The following is a 20009-nucleotide window of genomic DNA, read 5'->3' on the forward strand; positions in this document are numbered from 1 at the left end:
TAACATGAATAAACTTATACAAACTACCATACATAAACGTTGGGTAATAGTAACCCTGTTCATTCTGCTTGCCATTTTCGGGTATTATTCTTGGAAGCATCTTTCCATTGAAGCCTATCCGGATATTGCAGATGTAACCTCACAGGTAGTAACCCAGGTTCCGGGGCTGGCAGCTGAAGAAATAGAACAACAAATAACCATTCCTATTGAGCGTGCCTTAAACGGACTTCCCGGTATGCATGTCATGCGAAGCAAAAGCACTTTCGGACTTTCCATGATTACCATTGTTTTCGAAGACGGAATCGACGATTATTGGGCTAGGATGAGGATACAGGAACGTCTTAACGATGTGGAATTACCTTATGAAGCAACTCCAGAACTTGACCCTCTCACCTCTCCGATTGGCGAAATTTACCGATATATTATTGAAAGTAAAACACACGATTTACGTGAGCTTACCGATTTACAAAATTTCGTCATTATCCCCCGGATAAAACAAGTGGCCGGAGTAGCTGATGTTACCAACTTCGGAGGAATTACCACCCAGTTTCAAATTGAACTGGAACCTAAAAAACTGGATCAATACCAGCTTTCTTTGGGAGAAGTTATTGAAACCATTGAAAATAATAATGTAAATGCCGGAGGAAGTGTTTTACCACGTGGTGATTTAGGCTATGTAATACGAGGTATCGGGCTGGTTAAGGACCTTGAAGATTTAGGTAAAATTGTAGTAAAAACAGAAAAAGGAGTTCCCATATTGTTGAATGATATAGGTAAACTTAAATATGGAAATATTGAACGAAAAGGAGTTTTAGGATATACAGACAAAAAACGAAATCATTCTGAAAGTATTGAAGGAATTGTACTTCTATTGAAAGGACAAAACCCTTCCGTAGTACTGGAAGGAATACACGAAGCGGTTGATGATCTAAATACACAAATTCTACCGGAAGGAGTAAAAATACACACATTTTTAGACAGAACAGAATTAGTAAATACCACTTTAAATACCGTATCGCATACCTTATTAGAAGGTATGTCACTTGTAGTTGTAGTTTTAATTGTTTTCCTAGGCAGCTGGAGGGGGGCTTTACTCGTTGCAATCACTATCCCCCTTTCCCTGCTTATTGCCTTTATTCTTATGCATTTTACTAATATTCCAGCCAATTTACTTTCACTGGGAGCTATTGACTTTGGAATTATTGTAGACGGCGCCATTGTAATGATGGAAACCATATTAAGGAAAAGAGAAGAAGAACCAGACAGGGAACTCAAAGAGAAAACGGTTGCGCAGAGAGCTACAGAAGTAGCAAAACCTATATTATTCTCAACTATAATTATCATAACTGCATACCTTCCGTTATTTGCTTTTGAAAGAGTTGAAAAAAAACTGTTTACTCCCATGGCATTCACCGTTGGATATGCACTTTTCGGAGCGCTCATGGTCGCTTTATTATTAATACCCGGACTAGCTTATTTCATATATAAAAAACCCCAGAAGCTTTACCACAACAAATGGTTGGAAAAACTGACGGATAAATATTACAGAAGCATAAAAAATATTATGCGGTCTCCTAAAAAAATATTTCTTCCTTTAGGAGTTATTCTCGGGTTTACTTTCGTACTGACTTTTTATGTAGGAAAAGATTTTCTTCCTCCGCTAGATGAAGGCTCCATATGGCTTCAAGTTCAATTACCTCCGGGAATATCAGTTGAAAAATCTAAAGAACTCAGTGATACCTTGCGTGCGAGAACCATGAAATATGATGAAATTACTTATGTTATGGTACAGGCCGGAAGAAATGATGACGGAACCGATCCGTGGACGGCCTCACACTTTGAAGTATCCGTAGGATTAAAACCTTATAAAGAGTGGAAACGGGGAAAAACCAAATACGACCTGATTGCTGAATTGGAAAAAGAATACGAAAGCTTACCCGGATTTAACGTTGGTTTTTCACAACCTATGATTGATGGTGTTATGGATAAAATATCCGGAGCACACAGCGAACTGGTGGTGAAAATTTACGGTGATGACTTTAACGAAACCCGAAGAATTGCTGATGACGTATTGAAAACGCTGAAAACGGTAAAAGGAGCTGTGGATTTAGCCATAGATCAGGAACCTCCTCTGCCTCAGCTTCAAATTCATGCAAACCGGGACAAAATTGCTCAATACGGACTCAACGTAGCAGATGTGGCAGAACTTATTGAGGTAGCAATTGGAGGAAAAGCTATTTCACAGATTTTTATCGGAAATAAAGTATATGATATTATATGTCGTTACGATGAAAATAGCAGAAATACTCCGGATAAAATATCTAACCTTATGCTTACCTCCGAAACCGGTGCTAAAATACCGCTATCGCAAGTATGTGATATTAAGCTAAGTACCGGAGAAAGCACTATTACCAGAGAGATGAACAAAAGACATTTAACAGTTAAACTTAACTTGAGAGATAGGGATTTAGGACAATTTTTAGTAGATGCACAGAATAAAATAGAGAAAGATGTAAAATACAATCACGAAAAATACCACATCAAATGGGGAGGGCAATTTGAAAATCAAAATAGAGCTTATGCTCGCCTGGCGGTCATCATACCTTTAGCCCTTGCTATTATGTTTATTATTCTTTATACAGCGTTTGGCAAGTTCAGACAAGCCGGATTATTGATGAGTATTGTACCCTTAGCTTTATTTGGAGGAATGCTGGCGTTAAACGTGAGGGATATGACCTTGAATGTTTCCTCTGCTGTAGGCTTTATAGCTTTATCCGGAGTTGCCATCCAAAACGGAGTCATTATGATTTCTCATATTAATTTTTTAAGAAAACAGGGCTATTCTCTCCTGGATGCCGTTATCATTGGGGCCAGAGATCGTTTCCGGCCGGTATTAATGACTGCTACAGTAGCAATTTTAGGATTGCTTCCAGCCTCCCTAGCCACCGGCATAGGCTCGGATGTACAAAGACCTTTAGCCACTGTAATAGTTTACGGATTATTATTCTCAACGATTATAACATTGTTTGCTTTACCTGCTCTGTATTATATGATTGAATCAAGATGGGGAGAAAAAGATAAACCAGCAGACAGTTAAAAATTGAAATTTATGAAATTAGTAAAACATATATTTAAAATAGTTCTATGGCTGTTGATCACTACGCCATCAATGAAAGCCCAGGTAGATACGACCTTCTTCAAGCAACCGATTAATTATATAAATTTTATTGAACGGGTTAAAGAAAATAATCTGGAATATGCCGCTGAAAAGTATAATATTAATCTGGCTGAAGCTGAAATAGAAAATGCTAAAATTATTCCTGATGTTGAATGGAGTGTGGAAGGTACAAGCAACAGAAAGCAAATGGGTAATGGTCTGGAAACCGGTCTGGGATGGACCTTGGAACTGGGAGGAAAACGCAAAGCCCGGATTGATTTAGCTAAAAGTGAAGTGGAGTTGACTCGATATCTGCTTCAGGATTTTCTTCGAAATTTACATGCTGAGGCAACCTTACAATTTCTTGAAAGTATTCAGAATAAAAATCTTTTGGATGTACAGCTAAATTCGTACAAAACCTTACAGACCTTATCTTCTTCCGACAGTATTCGTTATAAACTGGGAGATATTGCTCTTATAGATTTTAAACAAAGTAAACTGGAAGCACAGGCTATGCTTAATGAGGTCTACCAGGCAGAGTCCGATTGGAAAAATTCTTTGGTTGCTCTTAATTTGCTGATGGGAATGCAACATACAGATACGCTGTTTTCTGCCTATAGTAATTTTTCAGATTTTAATCGTGATTTTATTTTGTCTGACTTAATTATCACAGCACAAAATAACCGAGCTGATTTACGGGCCGCTCTACAAGGTAAAAATGTATCCCAAAAAATGTTAAAATTAGCAAAAGCAAACCGAATGATGGATCTGGGAATTAGTGCAGGCATGCAGTTCAATGGAAAAGCAACCAACGAAGAAGCTCCTTCTCCTTATCACACCGGGTTTTCTGCTGGGTTAACCATTCCTCTACGCTTTTTAAATAATAGAAAAGGCGAAGTTCAGGTAGCTCAATACACAATTAAAAAAGCTGAGACAGAATACAAACAAATAGAATTACTCATTCAGACCGAAGTCACTCAGGCCTATTATAATTTTGTAAATACAAAAAAACAAATGCAACAGTTTTCTAATGGATTATTATCTGAATCAAAAGCAATTTTAGAGGGAAAAATATATTCCTATCAGAGAGGGAATACCTCTTTGCTTGAGGTATTGGATGCACAAAGAACTTATAATGATGTACAGCAAAACTATTATCAGACTTTATTTAATTATAGCTCTGCTTTAGTTGAGCTGGAAAGAACCGTAGGAATATGGGATATTAATTTTTAATTGTAAACTAACTACATCTCAATCATGAAAACTTTTTTTCATGAATATAAAAACCGGATATACTCCGGTTTTCTTATTTCTTTATCTTAAAAAAATTATCAAAAATTTTTAGATATATTTTACTAAATTACTAATCTTAAAAGTTATAATTATGTTATACCAGGCTAAACGATGGGTAAGACCGGAAGATTTAAATCCACATAACACTTTATTTGCCGGAAGATTATTGGAGTGGGTTAATGAACAAATTGGAATAGCAACTGTTGTGCATCTAAAAAATAATAAGTTTGCAGCAAGAAACATCTCTAATATTAATTTCCTTAGTCCTGCACGCTCTGGTGAGGTAATTGAAATTGGTGTTGAAATGATTAATATGGGAAAATCTTCAATTACATTTAAAGCTGAAGTATTTAATTATTCCACTCAGAAAAAAATGCTCACAATTGACAAAATTATCATGGTTTGTTTAGATGATGGAGGAAATCCAATTCCTCATGGACTGATATTTTAATTATAATATTACTTCATTTTAGTTAATGAAAATACGAAGGAATAATTTTCTTTGAGAAAATATTTATTATCCAAATATAAGTAAATCCGGATAATGTAATTTATCCGGATTTTACTGATTTAATTATACTAAGAATTTTTGGTAAAAATCAGTAAATTTATCTACAGCTTTATCTACATATTCACATTTATCATACAAATCAATATGGGAGGCTTCTTCCATGACAATTAACTCTTTTTCTGCGGATGCGGCTTTTTGATAAAGTTCGTGTCCATCTTTATTGGCCCCAAAAGCTCCTTTTGTACTACAAGTAATAATTAGTAGTGGTTGAGTTAAAAGTATATCGGCAAGATGAAAAGCATCAAATGCTATAACTGAGCTTAAGCTTGTAAAATATAGTTTATTTGGAGAATTTGAATGCTGCCCTCTTGATGTACGATAGTAATCATAACCTTCTCTCAAATCTATATTCTGAGAATCTTTATAGTTTTCGGGTAACCACGAAACTATCATGGGTTCTTCCCCTCTGGCTTCTGCGGTGCGCTGCTTGCTAACTGTTTCCAACGTAGAAAGTATCGACTGTTGACCTTCGTCCCTCTGCAATCTACCAATATTGACAGCAACTACTGTTCCTACCGCTTTAATACGTCGCTCGGTCATTGCCGCATTTGCAGCATAGCCTCCTCCGGCACAAAACCCTAATACACCAATTCTATTTTCATCAACATAAGGTAATGTTACCAGATAATCTACAGCACAACGAATATCTTCAACTCGTATTGAAGGCTCTTCTATAAAACGAGGCTCTCCCCCACTAGCCCCTTGGTAACTTGCATCTATAGCTAAAGTCACAAACCCTTTTTTCGATAACTTTTCCGCATAAACACCTGCTGTTTGCTCTTTGCAACCACTAGCAGGATGACAGGTTATAATAACTGCGTATTTTCTGTTCTCATTAAAATTTTCGGGAAGATAAAGATCAGCAGCAATTGGGATGTTACGATTAAAAAAATTAACACTTTTTTTCATTTTTATTAAATTTAGATTCTATGTATATATATTTTTATATCAACAAATATATATGCTTAAAGCCTGAATGTATTTTTCTTATTAGTCCAAAAAAGCTTTTCTTAAAAGTTTATTTAGATTATTCAGACATTTTACTGATAGAATCTGGTGTACATCCGAATTGTTTTTTGAATGCTGTGGTAAAATGAGATCTATTTTTAAACCCTACCCTGAAGCAGACATCTCCAATTTTTTCTCCATTTAATTTTATTTTTTCATAGGCTAAATCCAATCTTTTTTTAATGATCCATTTTTGAGGAGATAGATTACTAATTTTTGCAAAATCTCTTTTAAACGAGGAAAGACTTCTTCCTGTATACAATGCTATTTCCTCCACCGTTAAATCATACATAAAATTCTCAGAAAGAAAATCCAAAATATCAATTTTCCATGGTTCAGTAAAATCAAATACTGTTGAGTAGAATCTTTTATCAATATGTAAAAGAGAAATTAATCCCTGGTACAATTTAAGCTCCATTAAGTCTTCTTTTGGTTTCTTTTTAGTATTGAAATAGGGAATTATGGAATAAAAAATGCTGTCTATATCTTCACATGTACATATTTTAACAATAGAATCTGTAAACGGAACTGAGATTTCTGTACTGCAATTTAATTTCTTAAAACATTCTCGTAATAAATTTCGTGAAAATTTCATTGTTATACCCTGATAATTTTCACCATTATCCGACCCCTTGGTTATTACCACCCGATGATCTCGTTTTATAAATATACATTCGCCCGAAGTAATCTTAGTACTATCTCCGTTATCATTGATTACCATTTTTCCTGAATAAACATACACTAACATATGTGAATCAGCTCGATGAGTACAAACTGATTCATTATCAATGATAAAACTAAAAATAATATCATTATAGTTAAATATGGTTGTTGCTTGTGATATATCCATTCTATACCTGATTTATAAAACAAAAATAAATAATAAATATTATTTTATTTTTGCTGAAAAGCCCAGATATTATTTTCTAAAAAGTTTACCCATTAAATTTGAATGTTAATTCATCCTATTTATTAGCTAAATAATTATTTGAAAAAGACTTTAAATTTTATCCTATTAAATTATTACGTTAAGTTTGAAACAACTATTTTTCTAGCTTATAATTTGAGAAGTTAATAAAAACCCCAAGCATTTACTAATAAAATGCTTGGGGTTTTTATTATAATTTATTGAATTACAAATCAGTATCACATGTATCTGCTGATGTTCGTGCAGTACAACCTCCATTATAATCTAATGGGCTAAAATAAATTTGTTTTTTCAGTCTCCAATCACCATTATTACAACGATAAGTATATCTTGTAAATAATTTACCTTTGCTATCGTATGTACAAATTCTATATCCATTACAATTTGCCGAAGATGGCAACCTTATCCATATCGAGCTACTACTTGAACCACTCATTTTACAAGGAAGATTAGTATAAGTTCTTTCATGGGTTTGTATACCTTTCGAATCATACACCTTAACTACTACTTTAGCGTATTGGATAGTAGGAGAAGTAGCAGGATAATTGTCAAATACAACTGTATTTGTAGTTGTTTCCTTATACAATGTATTATTTTCATCGATTGTTGCTCCTCCATCTGGAGTAAGATACATAGTCCATTCAAACCTTGAACCTGTAGCTCCTTTCAACCAAAGAGTTTCATAACTATTATCACCCTCTTCTGTCATGTTTATAAAAGTACCATCTTTTGTATTAATTGCAGTTACATTATATACTTCTTCTTTACTGATGGTTATTTCATCACACCCTCCAGCTTTTACCTGTACTGTAATGGAAGTGATTCCTGATGGTATAGTGTACGTAATTGAACTACCCGTTTTAGATTGTGAAGTACCATTATTGTCTGTTATAGTCCATTGATAATCACCAATCTTATTTTGAACATTTTTTTCAACTACAGTAAATGTAACTAAATCTCCAACTTTGAAACTTCCGGAATATGCCGGATTAGTACTAATTGACAGATCTCCACTAACGGATTTACAATCAGGCACAACCGTATAATTGGCCTTTAATGTATCAGTACCACATCCTTTAGCTATAACTTTTACAGCTAAAGAAGTAATATTAGCCGGGATAGAATATGTAGTAGTTGTATCGGGTGGAAATGTTATAACTGTTGGAGTAGTAGTTGTATTATTAAAATACCAATCGTAACTAGTTGCACCGGTTACTCCGCTAACAGTAAACTTTTGATTTGTCCCTGCTTTTAATTCTGTTCCGTCTGCCGGAGATATTGATAATTTCCCAATCATTGGAGTACAACAAATTTGCAACCATTTCGTTGATTGACTTATATTTACACAATTTGTATCTAAGTTATATAGCATCAAACCTACAGGAAAAGGAGATGTTGTAAATAATTTATTTCTTTCATCTGTTGTTAGTTGAGGTAAACGTAATCCTCTACTATCTGAAAAAATTTCTAATGCAGAAAAATCAGAAGGAGTTATTGTACCTATACCAACACTTCCATTTTTTGTAACAATAAAGTCATTCTTGATTTCATCATCTGTAGGAGTAGTATTATCTCCTCCTCCATCTACATGAAATGATTGACGAGGGTTAGGAGTATTCATTCCTACCTGTGAAAAAAAAGATGCAGGAAATATAAGTATCAAAATAAAAAACAGTATATTTTTTCTTTTCATAATTTTAAATTTATAGTGGAAGCGCAATCCATTCTTGACCATTAAAAAATTCAACAGAATTATTTTCAGTATTGAATATTAGTAATCCTTTCGCTTTTTCAATATTTGCAGCCGTACTGTTTATAAGAGTCGTTAGTGTTGACTTAGCAGCGCTATTCAACTGAGGTATTCTTAATCCTTTTGAAATTGCAATATCCATTGAGGTTGATGTAGTAGGTTTGATAATGCCTATACCTACCTGTCCTTGAGCATTAACTATAAAATCATTTAATTCCTCACTCGATCCAATACTAGTAGCAGGACTGTCCTTTGGATTATCAGAGGCTCCGTCTACATGAAATACCGCTTTGGGAAAAGGCGTTAAAACACCAACCTGAGCCCAATTAATTTTGGCTGTTATAATTAAAATAAATAAAATTAGCTTTTTCATAATTGATTATTTTAGTATATACTTTTTAGACACAATAGACATAAGAACCAATTTTTCATATCTATTGATTCAAAATATTTTATGTATTTAAAATTTAGTTTTTGACCAAATCGTTACAGATTTCTGTCCATATGGATTTGATCCAATAACTGAAACAATTAGTGGTCGAATTATATATAAGTAACCCATTTTTCATAGGAGCAGATCCCGACAAACTATCACGTTGAATTGTCGTCAATCTTGGTAAACGAAGTGGTTTTTTAACAGCTATTTCTAATGAAGATAAAGCAGAAGGATTTATAGTACCAATACCCACCTGCCCTTCTTTATTTATTATAAAATCATCTAACTGCTCATCTGAAGAAGGATTTGAACCATCTTCCGGGTTATTACCAAGACCATCAATATGAAATGCAGACTTAGGAAATTTTGTATTTATTCCTATTTGAGCATTAACACTGTTCAAAGTAATTAATAAAGAACACAAAAATATTTTTTTCATATTTGATATATAATTTTCAACTTCAAAAATAATATATTTTTTCACGAATTGAAATTTTTTTTTAATTACATTTTTCAATTATTTTTTTAAAAGGCTATTAATATAACAAATCAATATATAAAAAAGGTTATATATCATAAATGATTATACAAAATATTTAATTTAAATTAATCAATAACGTCAGTTTAATTGTCCTATTATCAAAAAACATACAAGCAATTTAAATTTTAGAATTTATATTTGTAGAAAATTTTTGATTTTTGATTAAAATAGGAAATATAGAACTATCAGAGTTCCCTTTTTTACTAGCTCCTATGGAAGATGTAAGCGATCCACCTTTCCGGCGATTATGTAAAATGCACGGGGCTGATCTTATGTATTCTGAATTTATATCTTCAGAAGGCCTCATAAGAGATGCAATGAAAAGCAAAAAAAAATTGGATATCTTTGACTATGAACGCCCGATAGGGATACAAATTTTTGGCGGCGATGAGGAAGCCATGTCACTTTCAGCTAAAATAGTAGAAACCGTTCAACCTGATTTAGTCGATATAAATTTTGGATGTCCTGTAAAAAAAGTTGCGTGTAAAGGAGCCGGTGCTGGTGTTCTAAAAGATGTCAATTTGATGGTAAGGTTAACGCAGGCAGTGGTAAAAAGCACTCATCTTCCGGTTACCGTTAAAACCCGTTTAGGGTGGGACGACTCCTCAATCAATATAGATGAAGTAGCAGAACGACTACAAGATGTGGGAATACAAGCTTTAACTATTCATGCGCGAACTCGTTCCCAAATGTATAAAGGACATTCTGATTGGTCTCATATTGCCCGAATTAAAAACAATCCTCGAATTAAAATACCTGTTTTCGGCAATGGTGATATTAACTCTCCGGAAAAAGCCAAAGAATATAAAGAAACTTATGGAGTTGATGGTATTATGATCGGAAGAGCAGCTATAGGAAACCCCTGGATTTTCAACCAAATCAAACATTATTTAAAAACAGGTGAATTGCTTCCCCTCCCTACACTTAATCAACGCATAGAAGCAGTAAAAAATCACGTAACCTGGTCTATAGAATGGAAAGGAGAACGTACCGGATTATTAGAAATGAGACAACACTACTCTAATTATTTTCGCGGAATTGATAATTTTAAATCCTATAAAACTCAAATTTTATCTGCTTTAACATGGAATGAATTAGAAAGAATTTTCACTAACATACTTGACAAAAATTCAATTTAATAAATTCTTACATAATTTAATTATTTATTGTTTTATCATAAAAAAACACAGATATTAGTTCATTAATTTTAACATTCTATTCATTTTACTTTAAAAATATTTTTAATCCTATAAAGAAAGTACTAACTTTATAGAATTAAATTAAAAAAAATGAAAAATGAAATTTCACCAGAAACAAAATCTGAATTTTTAAAAGGAAATGATATTGGTATTCTCATCATACATGGCTTTACAGGCTCAACACAAAGTATGAGAGAAGTAGCTTATCAATTGAACAGGTTAGGATATACTATACAAATGCCCAGGCTAAAAGGCCACGGAACTACACCAGAAGATATGGAAACTACCAGTTATAAAGACTGGATTGAATCTGTAGAAAACGCTTACAGTGAGCTAAAAACTAAAGTTAAAAACTTATTTGTTTTAGGCCTTTCTATGGGAGGTACTTTAACTTTATATTGTTCTATACATCATAAAATTGATGGAGCCATTACCATTAATGCTGCTATTAATTTACCGGAATTCAAAGTATTGTATGACGATTCTCAATCACCTAGATTTATTCCGGGAATAGGTTCTGATATAAAAAAAGAAGGCATTAAAGAATGGGCGTATGATAGAACTCCTAAAAAATGTATTCAGGATATATTAACATTAAGTAATCAGGTAAGAGAAAAATTATCTTATATTAAATGTCCTTTATTAATTTTCAAGTCTAAAGAAGACCACATAGTTCCTCCTGATAATCAAGATTATATATTTTCTCACACGGGAAGTGAAAATAAAGAACTCATAGAGCTGGAAAACAGTTATCATGTAGCTACTTTAGATAACGATCAGGAATTAATTATTCAAAAAACACATCATTTTATCCAATCTATATTAAAATAAATACTTCTATTATGAAAAATTATATTTTACACGTTCTTTGCATATCTTTCGTCTCTTTTTTTTTATCATCATGTAATGAAGATGATTATCAACCTCAATACGCCTATGAAGCCAGACCAGAATTTCTTGCAGGAAACAAGATAGGAATCATTGTTGTCCACGGTTTTACCGGAAGTCCACAAAGTATGAGACCAGTAGCTCATAAATTAAATGACTTAGGTTATACAATAATGCTACCTTTACTTGAAGGGCACGGCAGTACTCCTGAAATAATGGAAAAAACTACTTATAAAGACTGGGCAAATACAGTACATCAAGCATATACTTTGCTAAAGCCAAAAGTCGATAAAATATTTGTTTTGGGATTATCTATGGGGGGAACACAAAGTCTGCATCTAGCTGCGAATTATCCTGTTGATGGAGCCATTGTTATTAATGCATCTGTATCCACCTCCCCTTACGAACCTCTTCCCGAATATGATGGATACCCAAGATTTCTAGACGGTATCGGATCTGATATAAAAAAACCGGGAGTAACTGAATGGGCTTATAAAAAAGTACCTTTACTTTGCAGAGAATCAATGGATCAGTTTAAAGAAATTACCAGCAAAGAATTAAATAAAATAACCTGCCCTGTTCTAATTTTCAGATCCATTGAAGATCATGTGGTTAATCCTGAAACTTCAATATATCTTTATAACAATTTATTTAACATTGAAAGAGCTCTTATAAATCTTGAAAATAGTTATCACGTAGCGACTCTTGATTACGACCAAGATTTAATTGTTGAAAAATCTCATGAATTTATTCAATCTGTAATAAATAAATAATTTTTACAATAAAAATTGTTTGAACAAATATTACAAATTAATTAACAGTATAAAAAAACGATACTATAATTTAAAAAATTCATTAATAAATTAAAATACTTGATTAATTGGTCAGGTAAATTCACAATAATTAAATATATTTGAATAAATAATTCCTATTATGTCATTGTTCATTAAATTCTTTCGCTCTTACAAAACAATAATTTTAGCAATTATTTTTTCTACTACATCCTTTACTTGTTACTCTCAAACAAATAATCATCCTTGTTTAGCTGAAAGATTATGTGAAACTAAAAGTTTAAATAATTCTTACCCCGGTCTAAGCAATAGTTTTAACATTACAACCATTTGTAGTTATACTTACTTTTCTAGAACTATTTTTTATAAATTGATTATTAAAAGTGGAAATAAATTTACGTTTAAAATTAAACCTGAAAAAGCAGCAGATTATGATTGGGCAGTTTGGAAAAATATTGATAATTGTGAAAATATTTCTGAAAATTTACCTGATCGTTTTTCAGCTAATGATGGAATAAATTCTTATCCCACATATACATCAAACTGGGATACCGGCTTAGATATCTCAAAACCTGAGTCATTAAAATGTCAATCAAATGGATCATTTAATGACGGTTTAGTAGCTGCCTTGGATGTAAATATAGGTGATGAAATACTCTTAGCAATAAATTTAGCACAAAGTCATAATGGAATTTCTGATTATTTACTATCTTTCGGAGGAGATTCTGGAGGAGGTGGAAATGCTGAGTTCTTATGTATTGAAGAATTTACTCCATTTTATATTTGTGATATAAATAACGATAATATTGAGAATAATTTCGATCTTAATCAAATAAAAGAGTCAATAATTAACGATTATCTGAATGGAAATAGTAATTACTCTATTAAATTTTATCTAAATGAAAAAGATTTGGTTAAAAACACAAATTCTATAAATTTTCTTGATGTCACTAACAAAGGAACACAAATTTTCTGTAATATCATTAAGCCTAATAATGATATATACTCAAGTCTCTCCATCAATTTAAATTTAACCAAATATCCTGTAGGAAATGATATTGAAGACACAGTTTGTTTAAATCAAATAGATTTACATAATTATGATGATTTATTAAGTGCCACTCCAGATAAAACCGTTTTGTATTATGATGATTTATCTCAGGCAGAAAAAGAGGCAGCGTCCTTAATTATGCCGATTAATATAAATAAGAAAACTATCTTTTACGCTTTAATAAAAAGCAACAAAGGTAAATGCTCAATTATTCAAAAATTAACTTTACAACCGCAATCTACTCCTCAATCGGATCCTATTGTTATTTGCAGTGGAAAAAATGCAGTGCTTTCAGTAAAAAATTCACGACTAACTACTCATTGGTATAATGTTCCTAGTGGAGGTAAGCCCATATTTACAGGATCTGTTTTTTCATTAGGAATTCAAATAAATAATGGTAATACTCCATTGGTGAAGACCTATTATGTGGAACAAAAAGATGGCGGTTGTATAAGTACTAGAATCCCTGTAACTATTACCGTAAATCCTCCTCCTATAGTGAACTTAGGAGCCGAACGAAGCATTTGTCAGGGAAGCTCAACTACTCTGGATGCCGGAAATGCTGGCAGCTCTTACCTATGGAGTACGGGTGCCACCACCCAAAGCATAGAAATAACCCGGGCAGGAAACTATAGCGTGGTAGTTACCAATGCCAACGGCTGTCAGGGAAAAGATTCTGTAAAAGTAACGGTTAATGCGTTACCGGTAGTGAACTTAGGAGCCGACCGAAGTATCTGCCAGGGAAGCTCTACCTCTCTGGATGCTGGAAATTTAGGAAGCACCTACCTGTGGAGTACCGGAGCCACCACTCAAACGATAGAAGTCTCACGAGCAGGAACCTATAGCGTGATAGTTACCGATGCCAACGGCTGTCAGGGAAAAGGTGAAATCAAGATAAGTATAAATCCACAGCTCAGTATAGATTTAGGAGCCGACCGAAGCATCTGTCAGGGAAGTTCTACCACTCTGGATGCCGGAAATGCAGGAAGTACCTACCTGTGGAGTACTGGTTCTACTACCCAAAGCATAGAAGTCATCCAGGCAGGAACCTACAGCGTGGTAGTTACCGATGCCAACGGTTGCCAGAGAAGCGGTGAAATTAAGATAAGTATAAATCCACTTCCGGTAGTCAACTTAGGAGTTGACCGAAGCATTTGCCAGGGAAGCTCTACCACTTTGGATGCCGGCAATGCAGGCAGCACCTATCTTTGGAGCACCGGAGCCACCACCCAAAGCATAGAAGTCACCCAAGCAGGAATCTATAAGGTTACCGTTACTAATAAAAACGGTTGCTCTTCCTCCTCCTCAATTAGGATCAACTATGAAACTACACAAATCAAAGAAATTAAGATTAATAGAAATGATGTAGAAGTATATGCCATAGGAAAAGCCCCATTGGAATATAGTCTGGATTCAATTAATTGGCAAAATTCTCCGTTTTTTACAGGCTTACCGCCTAAAACATACCAGGTATACGTAAGAAATGCTTTGGGTTGTATAAATGGTCCTTTGTTTTTCAGTATACTGGATATGCCCAATGTCATTACGCCTAATGGAGATGGAATTAATGATGTCTGGCATATTAAAGGGCTAGAAATATATTCAGGTAGCAGTATCACTATTTTTGACAGATACGGAAAACTTCTGCTAAAACAGAAAATTGATAAAGAATTTATCTGGGATGGCAAATATTTAGGCAGGAACCTTCCGAGTTCCAGTTACTGGTATATTTTAGATCTTACCGATGGAAGAAGACTGACCGGGTGGATTGCTATTAGAAACCATGATTCGATTAGATAATTATAGTATGCTTTAAAAACAATAACCAATATTTACACCCTGATATGTTATATCAGGGTGTTTTTATATAATTTGGTATATATATAAAGAGTATTAAAAAAATGCGACGAGAATAATAGAGTAAGATTTGGCAGTATATATAATGTATATAATAATAAAAAAGTTTTTAAAATGCCATATAATAGTTATCTTTATCCTGACTATTAAAAAAATTACGGCCTATGGATCAAGATATTCTTTACCTTAGCGCACTAAAACATTGTCCTCATATAGGAGAATCAATTATAAAAAAAATTATTTCAAAATTTGGTTCTGCAAAAAAAGCGTGGTTTGCTTCTTCTGAAGAATTACTTACCATATACCAGATAGGAAAAAAAACAATTCAATATATAGGTGATAAATCCACATTAAATCAAGCCTATTCAGACATTGAGTATTGTATAAAAAATAATATACAAATAGTACATTTATGGGAAGCCAAATATCCTAAAATGCTCAAAGAATGTACAGATGCCCCTGTCCTTTTGTACCACAAAGGAAATATAAACTGGGACTTACCCGCTCTAAGCATTGTTGGAACCAGAAAGATTACTTCTTATGGAAAAGATTTTACGGAAAAACTAGTAGAATGTTTTCAGAATAAAAAAATTAACATTATAAGTGGTTTAGCCTTAGGTATTGATGGATGTGCTCATAAAAAAGCTTATGAGCTTAAAATCCCTACTTTAGGAGTATTGGCTCACGGACTAAAAAACCTCTATCCTACACAACATAAACTATTAGCTGAAAAAATAGCTGAAAATGGAGGTATAATTACTGAATTCCCTCCCAATATTAATCCGGAAAGAGCAAATTTTATTCAAAGAAACCGTATAATTGCCGGTCTATCATTAGCAACTATAATTGTAGAATCTGCTTATGGAGGAGGAGCTATTTCAACAGTAAAATTTGCGAATTCCTATAATCGAGAAGTATTTGCTTTACCCGGGAAAATAACGGATCATAGCAGCCAGGGATGTAATCAGTTAATCCGGAATCTGGAAGCTCAAATTATAACTCGTCCTGAAGATATTATTTCGCTTTACCATGAAAATACGCAAAAACAGTTTCAAACCCGGCTATTTACAGATTTGTCCGCTACCGAATCTATCATAATTGATTATCTCAGAGAAAAAGGAAAAACTCAGATTGACATTTTATCGGATGAGCTTAAAATTCCCACACACCAGCTTATGCATGAACTACTGAATCTGGAACTCAAAAATTTAATTGATACATTCCCTGGAAAATATTACAATCTAACATAAATTATACTATAAATTCTTTAACTTCTTAACAAACATGTATAACCACGCAATTTTATAAATACATATTTTATCTATGCTGTAATACACTTGAAAACGCTTGATTTTTCTGTATTGCGTCATTATTTTTCCTTATTACGTCATAACATTGATCGTATCACTATATAACTTTGAATAAGTTGAAAATTTTGTTAAAAACCAGAACATATATTTTCTATAGTATCCGATAAATTTTATAACACCGATAAAAGAGAAATATGAAAATTCGATTTATTACTGCATTAATAGTCAGCCTCATCTTCCCCCATACCATAGCTACTTCTCAGGAGATAACAGATGAGTCCGTACAACAAAAACCAATAAGTTTAGAAGAAGTCATTATTACCGCAGAAAAAAAGGAAACGAAACTTCAAAAAACACCTATAGCCGTTTCAGCCATATCGTCTAAAGAAATTGAACAACGCAAAATAACAGAAATGACCGACATGGTTATGACAGTTCCTAATCTAGTATCAATGACCGGAGGTTCTCCTACTTTAAACTTTATGTCTATCAGGGGTATATTAACCTTTTCTACAGATCCTGCCATTGGTATATATATAGACGGTGTCCCAATGTTTGACGGTTATGCTTCTTCCATTCAATTACAAGATATTCAACGAGTAGAAATTTTAAGAGGTCCACAAAGTACTTTATATGGAAGAAATGCTTTAGGAGGAGTTATTAATATACTTACTAAACAACCGGGTAATATTTTTAAGAGTTTTATTGAAATGGGTGTGAGCAATTACAATACTCATGAGATTAGAGGAGGAATTTCAGGGCCTATCATAAAAAACAAATTATTTACCTCATTGAATGCATTTTATACTGACAGAAAAGGTTTATTTACTAATGAATACGATAACCGTCATTTTGATAATTATAAAAATTTTGGTGGCAATTTTTTTCTAAAATATCTTGTTAATGATCAGCTAACTGTTATTTTGAATTCAAAACTGGAAAATAATGATCTTACCGGAACCTTCCCTTATGCGCCAAACGTAGGAGTTGCTTTATCTAAACCTTTTAAAATCAATCAAAACGGAAAAAATATAGAGAATCGTATACTGTCAACTACTTCATTGCAACTAAAATACCAAATTCGTCAATGGGATATCAGTTCATTGACCGGATATACCTATTTAAGTGATACATACAAAGATTATGACCAGGATTATTCCCCCTATGATATTATGAGCTGGTATGCGCCTAAACGTCCTCAGAATACATGGACACAGGAAATCAGAGCCGTATCTAAAAATTTAGGAAAATGGGAAGTAATAGGAGGTATTTTCGGCTTTATAGATAATCATCAATCCAATACTGAAACGGTCTATGGTAAAGATGCAGTTTCTATGGATCCAAACGCTCCCTATATTTATTATTCATTTTCCAAACAAAAGGGAAAAGGATTTGCTACTTATGCAAACGTAAGTTATTCATTGACTCCTAAATTAAAAATTACAGCCGGATTACGATATGACTACGATGAAAAAGAATTAACGGCTCATAATGAATATAAAAAAGAACCATTCCCTGTATTAACCTACCCTACTAAGTCGGTCAATACGTCAGACAATGCGTGGTCTCCTAAAGTTAACCTTTCTTATCTTTTAAAAGAGGATATTACCCTTTATGTTAACTATGCCAGGGGCTTTCGTCCGGGAGGAGTTAACCAGTATACTAATGAAGGAAGTCCTAATTTAACGTATGAGCCGGAATACACAGATAATTATGAAGCAGGAGTAAAAACGGAATGGTTCGAACGAAGGCTAAGAGCTAATCTGGCTTTATTTTACACTTATTGGAAAGACCAGCAGCAAACACTTATGACGCCGGAAAACAGAATTGCCAATATTGGTAAAATGTATAGCCGCGGAGTAGAGTTGGAACTGGCTGCATTACCAATGAAAAATCTGGAAATAAATTACAATTTCGGAATTATAAACACAAAATATGATCAGCTTATACTCCTTGACGAGGCAGGAACTGCCAATAAAGATTACAAAGGAAATAAACAGATATTTACTCCCGATGTATCCTTTGGTTTATCGGTGACGTATTCAGGTAAATTGTCAGAAAATATCGGATTTTTCATAGTTCCGGAATGGAAGTATCTGGGAAAACAATATATGACTTATTATAATGATCTTACGCAAAAACCCTTTCATTTACTCAACCTGAATGCCGGTATAAAGTATAAAAAATATGAATTGAAATTCTGGGCAAAAAATATAACAGACAGTCGTTATATTTCTTTTGTTTATGCTAATTACAGAGGTCATAACTCTCCTGTATCCTTAGGACTTCCGGCAACTTACGGAACCAGCATAAAAGTAAATTTTTAACTATTAAACCTTGTTATAGCATGACTCTTGAAATTACAAACCTATCCAAAACTTACAATAAAGAAAAAAAGGCATTATCCGACATTACTTTAACTATCCGTCAGGGAATGTTTGGACTATTGGGACAAAACGGTGCCGGTAAATCTTCATTAATGCGTACCATAGCTACTTTACAGGATCCTGATTCCGGAACTATTACACTGGGGGCTATCGATGTTTTAAAACAACCTGAAGAAATGAGAAAAATTCTCGGATATCTTCCTCAGGACTTTGGAGTATATTCAAACGTTTCTTCTTGCGAGATGTTACATCATATTGCAAAAATGAAAGGAATTTCCAATTCAGCAGAACGAAAAGAAACGGTTAATGAATTATTGGTTAGAGTTAATTTATTTGACGTTAAAGACCGTAAATTATCACAATATTCCGGAGGAATGCGTCAAAGATTCGGTATTGCTCAGGCATTACTGGGAAACCCTCAGATTATCATTGTTGATGAACCTACAGCCGGTTTAGATCCTATGGAGAGAAACCGCTTTTATAATCTTCTGAGTGACATAGGGGAAAATACTATTGTTATTCTTTCCACTCATATTGTGGAAGATGTTTCTACTTTATGTAATGATATGGCAATAATTGGTGACGGAAAAGTGATTAAAACCGGAAAACCTAATGAAATAGAAAATGAACTGGCTGGTAAATTATGGATTAAAACACTGGAGAAGGATGCTCTGAAGCAAGCATACGAAGAATATCCTGTAATATCAACTTATTATGAAGCAGGAAAACCTGTAATAACTATTTTATCGGACTTGCAACCCAATGATTCTTTTACTCTTAAAAAGCCTACGCTGGAAGATGTCTATTTTAACCTTATGTTTCAACAAAATATCAAATAAGAT

General features: G+C 33.4%; 15 protein-coding genes. 10 read left to right on the forward strand and 5 right to left on the reverse strand.

What is annotated here, in order from left to right:
* Positions 1-4: 4 nt before the first annotated feature.
* The 3 genes from EQ921_RS09570 (at position 5) to EQ921_RS09580 (ending at position 4901) form a co-directional block, all read left to right on the forward strand.
* A complete protein-coding gene (locus EQ921_RS09570) occupies positions 5-3097 on the forward strand; it encodes an efflux RND transporter permease subunit (protein WP_128331488.1) in 3093 nt (1030 codons plus the stop codon).
* Between the two features lie 12 nt (positions 3098-3109).
* Positions 3110-4390, forward strand: coding sequence for a TolC family protein (locus tag EQ921_RS09575; RefSeq protein WP_128331489.1), 1281 nt, complete (start codon positions 3110-3112; stop codon positions 4388-4390).
* 151 nt (positions 4391-4541) lie between these two features.
* Positions 4542-4901, forward strand: coding sequence for an acyl-CoA thioesterase (locus tag EQ921_RS09580; protein ID WP_128331490.1), 360 nt, complete (start codon positions 4542-4544; stop codon positions 4899-4901).
* Between the two features lie 123 nt (positions 4902-5024).
* Here EQ921_RS09580 and EQ921_RS09585 read toward each other — a convergent pair whose 3' ends face one another.
* The 5 genes from EQ921_RS09585 to EQ921_RS09605 form a co-directional block, all read right to left on the reverse strand.
* Complete coding sequence (locus EQ921_RS09585; protein ID WP_128331491.1) at positions 5025-5930, reverse strand: alpha/beta hydrolase; 906 nt, start codon at positions 5928-5930, stop codon at positions 5025-5027.
* 118 nt (positions 5931-6048) lie between these two features.
* Positions 6049-6879: a helix-turn-helix domain-containing protein gene (locus tag EQ921_RS09590; RefSeq protein ID WP_128331492.1), complete on the reverse strand. Its 831-nt coding sequence runs from the start codon at positions 6877-6879 to the stop codon at positions 6049-6051.
* A 283-nt stretch (positions 6880-7162) separates the two neighbouring features.
* Positions 7163-8650 carry a hypothetical protein gene (locus EQ921_RS09595; protein ID WP_128331493.1) on the reverse strand — a complete coding sequence of 496 codons (1488 nt, stop codon included), beginning with the start codon at positions 8648-8650 and terminating at the stop codon, positions 7163-7165.
* A 10-nt stretch (positions 8651-8660) separates the two neighbouring features.
* Complete coding sequence (locus EQ921_RS09600; protein WP_128331494.1) at positions 8661-9080, reverse strand: hypothetical protein; 420 nt, start codon at positions 9078-9080, stop codon at positions 8661-8663.
* Between the two features lie 94 nt (positions 9081-9174).
* Complete coding sequence (locus EQ921_RS09605) at positions 9175-9582, reverse strand: hypothetical protein (RefSeq protein WP_128331495.1); 408 nt, start codon at positions 9580-9582, stop codon at positions 9175-9177.
* 260 nt (positions 9583-9842) lie between these two features.
* Here EQ921_RS09605 and dusB point away from each other — a divergent pair, with 260 nt between their 5' ends.
* From dusB to EQ921_RS09640, 7 genes are all read left to right on the forward strand, one after another.
* A complete protein-coding gene (dusB, locus tag EQ921_RS09610) occupies positions 9843-10823 on the forward strand; it encodes a tRNA dihydrouridine synthase DusB (protein ID WP_128331496.1) in 981 nt (326 codons plus the stop codon).
* A gap of 150 nt (positions 10824-10973) precedes the next feature.
* Positions 10974-11714, forward strand: a complete 741-nt coding sequence (locus EQ921_RS09615) for a carboxylesterase (RefSeq protein WP_128331497.1) — start codon at positions 10974-10976, stop codon at positions 11712-11714.
* 11 nt (positions 11715-11725) lie between these two features.
* Entirely contained in the window at positions 11726-12544 is an 819-nt protein-coding gene (locus EQ921_RS09620; protein WP_128331498.1) for a carboxylesterase, read from the forward strand.
* A 388-nt stretch (positions 12545-12932) separates the two neighbouring features.
* On the forward strand, positions 12933-15413 hold the full coding sequence (locus EQ921_RS09625) for a T9SS type B sorting domain-containing protein (RefSeq protein ID WP_164875621.1): 2481 nt from the start codon (positions 12933-12935) through the stop codon (positions 15411-15413).
* Positions 15414-15634: 221 nt separating this feature from the next.
* Positions 15635-16720 (forward strand): DNA-processing protein DprA, encoded by a 1086-nt coding sequence (gene dprA / locus EQ921_RS09630; RefSeq protein WP_128331500.1) that lies wholly within the window; start codon positions 15635-15637, stop codon positions 16718-16720.
* A gap of 254 nt (positions 16721-16974) precedes the next feature.
* Positions 16975-19107, forward strand: a complete 2133-nt coding sequence (locus EQ921_RS09635; protein WP_128331501.1) for a TonB-dependent receptor — start codon at positions 16975-16977, stop codon at positions 19105-19107.
* 20 nt (positions 19108-19127) lie between these two features.
* Complete coding sequence (locus EQ921_RS09640) at positions 19128-20006, forward strand: ABC transporter ATP-binding protein (protein WP_128331502.1); 879 nt, start codon at positions 19128-19130, stop codon at positions 20004-20006.
* Positions 20007-20009: the final 3 nt, after the last annotated feature.

The organism is Apibacter sp. HY039, from assembly GCF_004023655.1.
In the GTDB taxonomy this organism is placed as follows: Bacteria; Bacteroidota; Bacteroidia; order Flavobacteriales; family Weeksellaceae; genus Apibacter; species Apibacter raozihei.